At 33.2% G+C, this 12,317-nt stretch carries 13 protein-coding genes; 4 read left to right on the forward strand and 9 right to left on the reverse strand.

Going from position 1 to position 12,317, the window contains the following annotated elements:
* Positions 1–88: 88 nt before the first annotated feature.
* On the forward strand, positions 89–889 hold the full coding sequence (locus IEV63_RS08850) for a TrmH family RNA methyltransferase (RefSeq protein WP_188406437.1): 801 nt from the start codon (positions 89–91) through the stop codon (positions 887–889).
* Between the two features lie 27 nt (positions 890–916).
* Here the strand turns inward: IEV63_RS08850 and IEV63_RS08855 are convergent, their stop codons facing one another.
* The 3 genes from IEV63_RS08855 to IEV63_RS08865 are packed head-to-tail and all read right to left on the reverse strand — an operon-like array spanning position 917 to position 2,384.
* Positions 917–1,420 carry a phosphoribosyltransferase family protein gene (locus IEV63_RS08855; protein WP_188406438.1) on the reverse strand — a complete coding sequence of 168 codons (504 nt, stop codon included), beginning with the start codon at positions 1,418–1,420 and terminating at the stop codon, positions 917–919.
* Positions 1,417–1,998 carry a methyltransferase domain-containing protein gene (locus IEV63_RS08860; RefSeq protein ID WP_188406439.1) on the reverse strand — a complete coding sequence of 194 codons (582 nt, stop codon included), beginning with the start codon at positions 1,996–1,998 and terminating at the stop codon, positions 1,417–1,419. The genes IEV63_RS08855 and IEV63_RS08860 overlap by 4 nt, the downstream gene beginning before the upstream one ends.
* A complete protein-coding gene (locus IEV63_RS08865) occupies positions 1,998–2,384 on the reverse strand; it encodes an RNA-binding S4 domain-containing protein (RefSeq protein ID WP_188406440.1) in 387 nt (128 codons plus the stop codon). The genes IEV63_RS08860 and IEV63_RS08865 overlap by 1 nt, the downstream gene beginning before the upstream one ends.
* A 77-nt stretch (positions 2,385–2,461) precedes the next feature.
* Between IEV63_RS08865 and IEV63_RS08870 the strand changes: the two genes are divergently transcribed.
* Entirely contained in the window at positions 2,462–3,373 is a 912-nt protein-coding gene (locus IEV63_RS08870) for an FKBP-type peptidyl-prolyl cis-trans isomerase (protein ID WP_188406441.1), read from the forward strand.
* Between the two features lie 4 nt (positions 3,374–3,377).
* Entirely contained in the window at positions 3,378–3,998 is a 621-nt protein-coding gene (locus tag IEV63_RS08875) for a tetratricopeptide repeat protein (RefSeq protein ID WP_188406442.1), read from the forward strand.
* A 69-nt stretch (positions 3,999–4,067) separates the two neighbouring features.
* Here the strand turns inward: IEV63_RS08875 and IEV63_RS08880 are convergent, their stop codons facing one another.
* The 3 genes from IEV63_RS08880 to recR all read right to left on the reverse strand — a co-directional run bounded on the left by IEV63_RS08880 (position 4,068) and on the right by recR (position 7,244).
* Positions 4,068–5,396: a dihydrolipoamide acetyltransferase family protein gene (locus IEV63_RS08880; RefSeq protein WP_188406443.1), complete on the reverse strand. Its 1,329-nt coding sequence runs from the start codon at positions 5,394–5,396 to the stop codon at positions 4,068–4,070.
* A 96-nt stretch (positions 5,397–5,492) separates the two neighbouring features.
* A complete protein-coding gene (locus IEV63_RS08885) occupies positions 5,493–6,623 on the reverse strand; it encodes a glycosyltransferase family 2 protein (protein WP_188406444.1) in 1,131 nt (376 codons plus the stop codon).
* A 3-nt stretch (positions 6,624–6,626) separates the two neighbouring features.
* The gene (gene recR, locus IEV63_RS08890; RefSeq protein ID WP_188406445.1) at positions 6,627–7,244 is read right to left on the reverse strand and encodes a recombination mediator RecR; all 618 of its coding nucleotides are present in this window, start codon (positions 7,242–7,244) and stop codon (positions 6,627–6,629) included.
* Between the two features lie 82 nt (positions 7,245–7,326).
* Between recR and IEV63_RS08895 the strand changes: the two genes are divergently transcribed.
* Positions 7,327–8,790: a sodium:solute symporter gene (locus IEV63_RS08895; protein ID WP_188406446.1), complete on the forward strand. Its 1,464-nt coding sequence runs from the start codon at positions 7,327–7,329 to the stop codon at positions 8,788–8,790.
* Here IEV63_RS08895 and IEV63_RS08900 read toward each other — a convergent pair.
* From IEV63_RS08900 to IEV63_RS08910, 3 genes are all read right to left on the reverse strand, one after another.
* Positions 8,761–9,153, reverse strand: a complete 393-nt coding sequence (locus IEV63_RS08900) for a CoA-binding protein (protein ID WP_188406447.1) — start codon at positions 9,151–9,153, stop codon at positions 8,761–8,763. The two genes, IEV63_RS08895 and IEV63_RS08900, sit on opposite strands and share 30 nt — an antisense overlap.
* A gap of 177 nt (positions 9,154–9,330) precedes the next feature.
* Entirely contained in the window at positions 9,331–10,341 is a 1,011-nt protein-coding gene (locus IEV63_RS08905; RefSeq protein WP_188406448.1) for a 3-oxoacyl-ACP synthase III family protein, read from the reverse strand.
* A 658-nt stretch (positions 10,342–10,999) separates the two neighbouring features.
* Entirely contained in the window at positions 11,000–12,310 is a 1,311-nt protein-coding gene (locus IEV63_RS08910) for an ABC1 kinase family protein (protein ID WP_188406449.1), read from the reverse strand.
* Positions 12,311–12,317: the final 7 nt, after the last annotated feature.

Genomic DNA, 12,317 nt, shown 5'->3' on the forward strand with positions numbered 1-12,317 from the left:
ATAACTGTTAGTAAGTGCTTAAGTAAATAAACAATAAACTCATTTTAAACCGCTTCATTAATTTACTTTTGAAGCGGTTTTTATAATTATGGAGAATCTCAATTACATATCAAGCTCACAAAATCCTAAATTAAAACGCATTTTACAATTACAAGAAAAATCGCGTAATCGCAAAAAGGAAAGTATTTTTGTAGTAGAAGGTCAAAGAGAAATCAATTTACTTTTAAAGGCTAATTATAGCATTGAAGAACTTTATTATTGTGAAGCATTTCACAATAAAGACAATTTAGCAAGATTTCTCTCCAAGGTTAAAATTCATTATTCAGTGAGTAAAGAAGCTTACCAAAAAATAGCTTACCGCGGAAGTACAGAAGGTATTATAGCAACTGTAAAAGCAAAGAATCATGATTTAAATAAATTAGAATTTAAGACAAATTACCCATTGATTTTAGTTGCTGAAGCTCCAGAAAAACCAGGGAATATTGGCGCCATTTTACGAACTGCAGATGCAGCTAATGTAGATGCAATAATTATTGCTAACCCTAAAACAGATGTATATAATCCAAATATTATACGTTCTAGTGTAGGAACAGTATTTACCAATCAAATAGCCCTTGCAAATTCAATTGATGTGATTGCTTATTTAAAAGAAAATCAATTTGAAATTTATTCGGCTATTTTACAAGATGCCGTTTCCTATTTAACTCCTAATTACCAATCAAAATGTGCTATTGTTGTAGGAACGGAAGCCGATGGGTTAACTAATGAATGGCGATTGGCTTCAACACAAAACATTAGTATACCAATGCAAGGCGAAATCGATTCGATGAATGTTTCTGTAGCTACAGGAATTTTGCTTTTTGAAGCTGTTAGGCAACGTAGTATTTAAGTAATTACTAGGGTGTTTTCTACAAGCTTAGTACAAACTAACTTTAGCATTTTTTCCAAACTCTACTTGTACTGTTTCTTGTAAAGAAGTTGAAAGTGACAAACCTTTATAATTCGCTTTTACAGGAAATTTTTTGTGACTCCGATCTACTAAAACAGCGGTTTTTAATTGCTTCAAAGGAACTGCTAAAAAATGTTTTACGGCGTATATTAAAGTAGCACCCGAATTTAAAACATCGTCTACAACTACAACGCATTTATCTTGATAGTCGTCTACCTTTAAACTGGTTTGAAGCGCTTCAATAGGATTGCGTTTATTAATGCTTAAACTTCCTAACTTAATATCTATGTTAGTTATATTTTTTAATTCTTCACCAAGTGCTTCCGCAAAAGCATAACCAGAGTTTTTAATGCCAACTAAAATAATTTCATTTTCATGTAAATGATCTTCCAATATTTGAAATGCAATTCGCTTCGTTTTTTGTTGAATTTGATTTGCATTTAATATAATGTGATTTGTACTTTGCTTCATAAGCGTGTGAATTTAATAAAAAGTTCTTTGTTAGCCCTTAAAGGATGAGAAATATCGCTTTTTTTTAATTGATTTATCTTGAAATATGGTGTAAAATAACGAATATATTCTTCTTTACTTCCACCATAAGGCGGGCCGTTTTCAGTAAGTGGAAAATCGAATAAAACTCCTTGAAGCTTATTTCCTGAAGACAATAAACTTGCCATTTGTGCTGCGTAATTTGTTCTTTGAGCTGGTGGAATTGCACAAAAAAAAGTTTGCTCTAAGATTAAATCAAATTTCATTTTTAATTCAAAAAAATCTTGATGTAAAATTTGTTTTTTAGGAAAATCTGGGCATCTTTTTGCAAAATTATTTAAGGCTGTTTCAGAAACATCTACTACATACGTATTACAAAAGCCATGTTTAAATAAATATTCAGCTTCATAGGCATTTCCAGCACCTGGAATTAAAATGTGCAAATTTTTATCGTTTAGTTGATTAATAATGCTCATTATCGGTGGCGAAATAGTACCTAAGTCCCAACCCGTCTTTTTATTTATATAGGATTCTTCCCAAAATTTTACATCTGTTTCCATTACCAATCTAAATCAATTTGATCATCGTCTAAGTACTCATCTATGTCACGGCGATCTTTTTTAGTTGGCCGACCTATGCCTTTTTTTCGGTAATATTCTTTTGAGTACTTTAAAAGGTCTAATTTTTCTAGATTTTCTTTAGGGGTAACATCTGTTGCGTAAATACTTACCAATTTAGCACCAACTCGAGATGGCGGTAAATCTAAAACCTCAACTTTGTAATTAATTTGGTTTTTTCGAACCTGTAACACATCTGTTGGATAAACTTCTCTAGATGGTTTTACAGCTTCATTGTTAATCTTAACCTGTCCTTTTTTACAAGCTGTAGTAGCTATAGTTCGGGTTTTAAAATAACGTATACACCACAAGTATTTATCTACACGCATAATGTTTATATCTTAAATTCGTTATACCTACAAAAATAAGAGAAAATTGTATCTTGCAGCCAAATTGCAAACGAATAATGAAGAAGATTAAACACCTATTATTTTTAGTTAGCTTACTGTTTTTTATGAACAGTTGTGGAGACGACGACGACAATACAACACGAGTTCCACCAAGAGATGCTGAAGAAGTGCGCTTGGAGAATGAAATTGATATTCAAACTTTTTTAGAAACTTATTATTTTGAAGTTGTAGACAATCCAGCTAATCCAAATTTTGAAAGAATAGTTTTTAAAAAACTAGACGACCCAGATGCACCAGCAGATGCTAGTCCAATTATTGAAGCTGAAGAGTTAACTACTAAAAATCTTACTCATAACGAAGTAGATTACCAAATGTACATTTTAAACTTAAGAGAAGGAGCAACTACAGAACGTAAACCAACTTTTGCCGATTCTGTTTTAATAACCTATCAAGGATATACCATGGAACAGAGTGTTTTTGATGGAACGCCTACTCCATTATGGTTAGATTTATCCAGCACAATTGTTGGATTTAGAGAAACACTTGTCGAGCATAGCGGAAGCAGTGGTTTTGTAGAAAATCCTGATGGCACTTTTGCTTTTAATGAAGATTATGGAACAGGTGCTGTAATTATTCCATCGGGTTTAGCCTATTTCAATCAACCGCCTACTAATTCTGGTATTGGTTTGTACGAACCGATAATTTTTACTTACCAATTATACCGTTCTAGATTAGTAGACCACGACCGAGATGGAATACCTTCGTACATGGAAGATTTAAATGGAACTAGAAAATTAGATGATGTAGACACCGACGAAGATGGTTTCTTTAACTATGTAGACTCAGACGATGATGGCGATGAAGTACCTACTAGCGAAGAAATTATTATAGGCGAAGATGGAAGCATTAGCTTTCCCGACACAAATGGTAATGGAACTCCAGATTACTTAGACCCAACTTATCCATAATTAAATGAAACAATTATTAGGTTTGTACACGATAATCGTATTGCTCTTAAGCAGTTGCGAAACACAAAAAAACGACAGAAAATTAGCAGAGCAGCTAAACAATGAAGCTATTGAACAATTACAAAAAGATAATGTAGAGAATGCTACTAAATTATTGAATTCTGCTATAGAAGCAGACAACACTTATGCTGAGCCACATGCGTATTTAATTCAGATTTATTTAAAAGAAGAAAATTACGACCAAGCTTTAGCTCAAACAAAAATCGTGATTGAAAAATCTCCTGAAGAAGCAGAAAATTGGGTGTTAGCCGGAATTCTTACCGAAAAAAAAGGCTATAAAGATGAAGCCTTTTCTTATTACAAAGAAAGTATAAAGTGGTTTCAATTGAGGTTAGACGAACAACTTAAAGAAGTTAAAAAAGATACAACAAAAAGTGATTTACCTTTACAGGATGAAGTGAATATTATATTCTCGTATATTCTTTTAGAAAATCATGATCAAGCTAATAAACGTATTGAAAAATTAGAAGAACAATTTCCAAGTAATAGGATGATTCAAAATTTATATGATTTTGATAAAGCGATGTATTTAAATAGCTTGTTTCCAAATATGAAAACAGAATAGTGAAATGCATATTTCAATAAAAAAAAGCCGCTGAATAGCGGCTTTTTTTTATTGAAATATACTCAGAATTTAAATGGTTCTATCAGTTTCAAAAGCTTCTAAATATTGTGCAACACGTTGTACGAATTGTCCACCCAAAGCTCCATTTACCACTCTATGGTCGTAGGAATGTGATAAGAACATTTTATAACGAATTCCTATAAAATCACCTTCTGGTGTTTCAATTACAGCAGGTACTTTTCGAATTGCACCTAAAGCTAGGATACCTACTTGCGGTTGGTTAATAATAGGTGTTCCCATAATACTTCCAAAAGTTCCTACATTCGTTACCGTATAGGTACCCCCTTGTGTATCGTCTGGTTTTAGTTTTCCTGCTCTAGCTCGGCTAGCCAAATCATTTACTTGTTTAGCCATGCCTAATAAATTAAGTTGATCAGCATCTTTAATCACTGGAACAATTAAATTTCCATCGGGTAAAGCAGCAGCCATACCTAAATTAATGCGCTTGCGTTTTATAATTTGATTACCATCTACCGAAATATTAATCATAGGGAAGTCTTTAATGGCTTTTGCCACAGCTTCCATGAAAATCGGAGTAAAAGTTAGTTTCTCGCCTTCTCGTTTTTGGAATTCATTTTTATATTTATTTCTCCAATTCCAAATATTAGTTACATCTACTTCAATAAAAGACTGCACATGTGCAGAAGTTTGGGTACTTGCCACCATGTGGTGTGCAATCATTTTACCCATTCGGTTCATTTCAATAACTTCATCTTCTACATTAACATTTACAGGAGTTGATGTTGGTTTTGGTGCTGGCGCAGGCTTATCTTGTGTTTTTGGCTGAGTTGTGGACTGCGCAGCTTTTCCTTGTTTTTTATCTTCTACATATTGTAGAATATCATCTTTGGTTACTCTACCTTCTAAACCAGAACCTGAAATTGCATCTAATTCACTTAAATTAATGCCTTCTGTATTAGCTATATTTTTAACTAAAGGAGAATAAAATCGATCGCTATCTGAAAAGTTAGTTTCTGCTATAGATTTGCCTTTTTCTACAAAAGCTTCAGCCGTATCTGCTGCTTTTTGTGTAGTTGTATCTTGGCTTTCGTTGCTACTATCAGCCGAATTATCTTCATCTGTACTTTCAACATCTGCATCGGTTTCGATAATGGCAATCACTTCACCAACCTGAATTACATCGTCTACTTCAAAGCGTTTTTCAATTAACTTTCCATCAACTTCACTCGGAACTTCAGAGTCAACTTTATCGGTTGCAATCTCTAAAACTGCTTCATCAGCTTCAATGGTATCGCCCACTTCTTTCAACCAATTGGTTAAGGTTGCTTCTGCAACGCTTTCGCCCATTTTTGGTAATTTAAGTTCGAATTTTGCCATATCTTTAACCTTTCTGGTAATTTTAAAATTAAATTGCGAATTTAATAAAAATACACGGCTTTTATTTTAAAATACTTTAAAATAAAAGCTTTCATTTTATTTCTTGTTTTCCAAAGATAAAAATTTTACATCACCTTGTTGCGTGCTTTGATCGCTACCAAGCATTAAATTTTGCATTCTAGGAATAATTCTAAATTTAAAGGGAGTACGTTTTAGTTGGCGCATAAACAAAATAATTTCTGCATAACCTAGATAAGTTGCGTCAAAAACAAGAAGCGCGTTTTGGGGTTTTAGCTGAAGTAATTCTTCTTCCGAAATTAGAACACATTCGTATTCCTTTACTAAGCTTTGCAATAAACTTTGGGAATCGGAAACTAAAAAAAGCTTTCTAGCTTGCGTTTTAAATTCTTTTTTAGTTGCTACTCCTAAACTAAGTTGTTGTGCTAGTTTTAAACCTACACTTACTAAACCTACTGAAAATGCATTGGTTTTAAAGTGTTTTTTGTAAAATAATTGCATTGCTCCAAAAAACCGATTTCTGAAGCTTTTATCCTTTATTGTGCTTTCTCCCTTAAAATGTAAACAAGAAAGACTTCCCAGATAATAATTTTGGAAACCGTTTTTTAAAAATTGATAACTTAAATCAATATCTTCTCCGTACATAAAATAAGCTTCATCTAATCCACCAACTTGTAAATAGCGTTCTTTTTGCATCAACATAAACGCACCTACTAAAATAGAAACTTCACCTATTTGATTTTTAGTTAAGTGGTTAGCATAATAAGATTTATCGAAGCCACAAAGTTTAGCCATTGCCACTTTGGGTGTTGGAATATTTCGCTTAGATTCGGGTAAAAAATTACCACTCCCATCGATAAGTTGAATACCTAAAGCCCCCAAATTAGGATATTTCTCAGCAAATTGTAAGGCTTCTTTAAAACAATTTTCGGGTATAACTGTATCTGGGTTAAGTAAACAAATGTAATGGCCTTTAGCGTGTTGTATAGCTATATTGTTTCCTTTAGAAAAACCTAAATTTTCTGGAATTGGTATTTGTTTTACACTGGGAAAAAACTGACTTAACAGGCGTAAACTTTCATCTTGCGAATTATTGTCGGCAACAATAATTTCAGCTTTAATGCCTGAAACCGCTTTAATAACGGAATCTACACATAGCAACAAATGCGCGGGTACTTTGTAATTTAAAATAATAACCGATAGCTCCACGCTTTAGTTTTTTAGAGAGTTTTGAAAAGGAACTCGATCTACAATGCTTCTTCCTAAACTAACCTGGTCGGCAAACTCCAACTCATCACCAACAGAAATACCACGAGCAATGGTAGAAGTAGTAATTGTAAATTCTTTTATTTGGTTATATATATAAAAATTAGTGGTATCGCCTTCCATTGTGCTACTTAAAGCAAAAATAAGTTCATCTACACTTCCACTACTAACTTTTTCAATTAAACTTTTAATTTCTAATTGGTTTGGGCCAATACCATCTATAGGGCTAATTTTACCTCCCAAAACATGGTATACTCCTTTATATTGATTGGTATTTTCAATAGCCATTACATCACGAATATCTTCTACTACACAAACTAATGCATGATTACGATTAGGATTTGCACAAATTTCACATGTTTTACTGTCACTGATGTTGTTGCATTTTTCGCAATGTTTAATCTCAGTTTTTAAATTGACTAGGGCTTGTGCTAAATCGGTTGTTCGTTCTAAAGGCTGATTAAGCAAATGCAAAGCTAATCGCAAGGCTGTGCGTTTACCAATACCAGGCAAATATGAAATTTCTTCAACTGCGTTTTCTAATAATTTCGACGAAAAATCCATTCTAATTTTTTCTGCTTCAAAAATACAATAATAAGTAGCCTTACTAAGCTAATTTACTAATTTTGTAGACATATTTACATTTATGCAACCCATTTACATACTTGCGCTAATTGCCGTTTACTTTGGCGTATTAATTTTCATATCATATTTAACAGGAAAAGAAGATTCTAACGCTGCATTTTTTAAAGCTGAAGGAAAATCGCCTTGGTACATTGTGGCTTTTGGCATGGTTGGCGCATCATTATCTGGCGTAACTTTTATTTCAGTTCCTGGTTGGGTTGGCGATGCTCAATTTAGCTATATGCAAGTAGTTTTAGGCTATTTAGCTGGCTATTTTATTATTGCTTTTGTATTGCTTCCTATTTATTATTCGCTGAATGTAACTTCTATTTATCAATATTTAGAACAACGCTTTGGAATGGTGAGTTACCGAACTGGTGCTTTCTTTTTCTTTGTTTCTAGAGTGCTCGGTGCTTCGTTTCGCTTATTTTTAGTGGCAACAGTTTTACAGTATTTTGTTTTTGAAGCTTGGGGCGTTCCTTATTTTGTAACCGTAATTTTATCGATTTTACTCATTTGGATTTACACTGCGCGTGGTGGAATAAAAACCATAGTTTGGACTGATACGCTTCAAACTTTTTTTATGCTAGGTTCGGTTGTAATTGCAGTTTATTATATCAGTGCAGCGTTAAATTGGCAGCTGGTAGATTTTTGGCAAGCAGAAGAGCTAAAACAATATACCAAAGCCTTTCATTTTGATTCAGTTTTAGCGAAGGACTACTTTTGGAAATCTTTTATCAGCGGGATGTTTATTACCATATGTATGACGGGTTTAGACCAAGATATGATGCAAAAAAACTTAACTTGTAAAAGTTTAAAAGATGCCAAAAAAAACGTGCTTTCCTACGGAATGGTATTTATTCCTGTAAACTTGGCTTTTTTATTCTTAGGGGCTTTGTTATTTATTTATGCCGAGCAACAAGGTATTGCCATTCCTGTTTTAGATGGAAAAGCCAAAACCGATTTACTCTTTCCTGAAATTGCTTTAAATGCTGGCTTACCCATTGGGTTGAGTATTATATTTATTTTAGGCTTAATAGCTGCTGCCTATTCTAGTGCCGATAGTGCTCTAACTTCGCTTACTACCAGTTTTTGTGTTGATTTTTTAGCGATTGAAAAACGCGAAGCATTACAGCAAAAAAGCCTTCGAAAAAAAGTACATGTTTTAATTAGCCTTGTGCTTGTTTTTGTAATTATTGCTTTTAAATATGTCTTGGATAGTAATGTAATAGACAATTTATTAAAAGTAGCAAGTTATACCTATGGACCGCTTTTAGGCTTGTTTAGCTTCGGAATTTTCACTAAATACAAAATTAAAGACCAATGGGTTTGGCTAGTTTCGCTAGTTTCTGTCGGAATTACTTTTGGTTTAGGAAGCCTACCCGCTAAATTTTTTGGTGGTTATGAATTTAATTATGAATTACTTATTGTAAATGGAGCATTGACTTTTATTGGTTTAATATTGTTGCGTAGAAAGCATGACTAAAGTACAAGCATGCAGAACTTCAATTTGGTTTTGCACTAATAAATTTTGCAAGTCTTGATTTCGCGTACCCGGATTAAAAATAACTCGCCGTGGGTTTAATTGAAGTAAATAATCGTAAAAATCAGTTTGATTTTTGGCACTTAAGTAAAGTGTTACCGTATCTATATCGTAAAACATTTTTTGATATTTAAAAATTCTCACTCCATTAATTTCAGCTTCTTTTGCTCCTACTCCAACCACTGCATAATTATTTTGTTGCAAACTTTGCAAAGCCATATACGCATATCGATTAGGATTTGTAGAAGCGCCTAATATTAAGGTTTTTGTTTTGTTGTTGGCAGAAACTGAGTTTTGTTTAAGCATCTTTAATGTTTGATTTACAGTAAGTTAAAATTAGTTAAAATTGTAACATTTCGCAATATGCAGCGTTTAATAGGTAGTAAATGAAAACAACTTAATTTGAATTAGCCGTTCTAAATTAGAAAATTCATTTTGTTTATACAGGGAGTTGATGCCAATATCAGCTCCTTTTTAATTTATTTAAGCCCAACGAATAATAGCACTTCCCCACGTAAATCCGCTACCAAAAGCAGCTAAAACCAGAACATCGCCAGACTTAATTTTTCCTTCTTCCCAAGCTTCAGTTAACGCAATAGGTATAGAAGCTGCTGTTGTATTCCCGTAACGTTGAATGTTATTGTAGACTTGCTCATCCTTCAACTGAAACTTTTTCTGTATAAATTGAGAAATCCGCAAGTTGGCTTGGTGTGGAATCAACATATTGATATCTGAAACATCCAGTTCATTATAAGCTAAACCTTCATGAATTACTTCAGAAAAACGCATCACCGCATTTTTAAATACCAATTGGCCATTCATATACGGATAATATGGGATATTTTCTTGTGGATTATCTTTCATGATTTCGGGAACCCAATAATTGGTACTTGGTCCTATCAGCGAAAGTTCTTTAGCAAATTCTCCTTGCGAGTGTAAATGGGTAGATAAAATTCCGCTCCCATTTTCTTCGGCACGAGTTAATACCGCTGCTCCTGCTCCATCTCCAAAAATTACGGAAACAGAACGACCACGCGTGGTAAAATCTAAACCTCCACTATGGTTTTCGCTTCCAATAACCAACACATTTTTGTACATACCGGTTTTGATAAATTGATCGGCTACCGACAGTCCGTAAATAAAACCTGAACATTGGTTACGCACATCTAGGGCTGGACAAGTTTTTATGCCCAACATATCTTGAATTTGCACACCACAACCTGGAAAATAATAATCTGGACTTAAGGTAGCAAACACGATTAAATCAATTTCATTTTTTTTGATTTTTGCACGCTCGATGGCTTGTAATGCGGCTTTTTTACCCATAACCGCTGTAGTATCTTCCGTATTTTTATCGATGTGTCTGCGCTCTTTTATTCCGGTACGCTCTGTGATCCATTCGTCTGTAGTATCCATTATTTTGGATAAGTCGTGATTAGTAACCACATTTTCGGGTACGTATTTTCCTAATCCGGCAATTTTTGACTGAAACATAAGCTTGAAAAATTTCAAATAATTAAGTTCCCAATATACGGAATATTATGATTTTGATAAGTAAAGGACAGAATATTTAATAAATGTTGAATTTAAAAACATTAGTGTCCGACAAAACATTTTAAAAGTGGGATTTCCAATAAAGGATTTCCCACTTTTTTATATCTTCAATTTTCGCCAAAAAAAAGAGATATGAACAAAAGTACGAACTTTAGCGGAACACCTGTTGTTAAACAAATTTTACACTACATTTCATCATCTGATATTTGTCGGACACTAATGATAAAAAATGAGTACCCTTTTTACAAGATGGATTGCTTGTATTCAATTTCAAACTTTCTATAGTTTTGAAAGAGCAATTATCTCATGGAAAAACCTATCTTTATTTTGTGAATTGGATGTGTTTTGCATGTCTTAAATTGGTGAGTGCTTCTACCTTGTAGAAGCATTCTCTTTTTAAATTAATCTAGGAATGGTGACAAAGTTTTAATAGTTAATACTACAAATCAAAAAAAAACGTAACCAGCAAGAAATTAGACGTTAAACTTTAAATTCTTGTTAAAATTTACTTTTTCAATGGATTCATATTCAAAAAAAGAAAGCACGCTTCATCTTAAAAAGAATCAACGTGCTTCCCAACCAACCTAACCAATCTTAGTTAGTTTAAGTACTGCTTATAATCGTTTACTTGAATATTAGCTTTTAAATCGTTCAGCAAATTGTATAATCCAAAAAATGTACGATTGATGTATAGAAAATGTTTGCTTCCGCGATTACCATTCATTTTACGCAATTGTTTATCACTACTGTATTTTTCACTTAAATTGGATATTTTACCCCAAAATTCTTCATCTCCAAAATCGAAAGTTTCACTGTGGAATGGTTGGGTAAATAAACTCAACATTTCATGAAACAAATCAGTAAAATATTCCACTTCATCAGGCTTATCGTCTGGTCGTAAAATTTCCAATTGCTTCAATTTTTCTTGAAAAAATGCTCTATTATTGATGTTTTTGGGTACTGCCAATTCAAAATACGGCGTATAAAATTCATCAGGAATTTTCTTCATGCAACCAAAATCAATCGCAATTAATTCATCTTGATCATTGATTAAAAAATTACCCGGATGTGGGTCGGCATGCACTTCCTTTAAATGATGAATTTGATACATGTAAAAATTCCAAAGCGTTTGTCCAATTTTATTTCCTTGCTCTTGCGTAAAATCGGTTTTAGCAAATTCAGACAAATGCATTCCCTGCATCCAATCCATGGTAATGATTCGCTCGCTAGACATATCTTCATAATACACTGGGAACTTTAAATTCGGGATGTGTTTACAAGCTTCAGATATGGCTTTGCTTTGTTTTACTTCTAAAATATAATCGGTTTCTTCTAACAATTTATCTTCAACTTCCTTGAAATATTTGTCAGAATCTTTTCCTTTAATATTAAACATCTTTAAAGCAACAGGCTTTACCATTTTTAAATCTGAACTTATACTTTCGGCGACACCAGGGTATTGAATTTTCACAGCAAGTTTTCTCCCATCTTTTTCTGCTTTGTGTACCTGACCAATACTGGCCGCATTTACCGAATCTGGTGTAAACTGATCGTATATATTTTCAGGATAATCGCCTTGATATTGTTTAAAGGTTTTTCTAACCAAAGGAGCTGACAACGGCGGAACGCTAAATTGTGCCAAAGAAAATTTTTCAACATACGCATTAGGCAATATGTTTTTTTCCATGGAAAGCATTTGCGCAACTTTTAAAGCGCTTCCTTTCAAACTTTTTAAACCGTCGTAAATATCAGATGCATTGTCATTATCCAATTCATCGCGTGTTAACTTTGGATTGAAAGCTTTTTTTGAATAATATTTCAGGTAATTCCCACCAATTTTAGCTCCAGTTGAAACCATTTTGGAAGTGCGGCCTAATTTGCCCGTTGGTATTTTATCTAAAGTTTTCATGTAGTAT

The sequence above is a fragment of the Psychroflexus salis genome (assembly GCF_014640175.1).
In the GTDB taxonomy this organism is placed as follows: Bacteria; Bacteroidota; Bacteroidia; order Flavobacteriales; family Flavobacteriaceae; genus Psychroflexus; species Psychroflexus salis.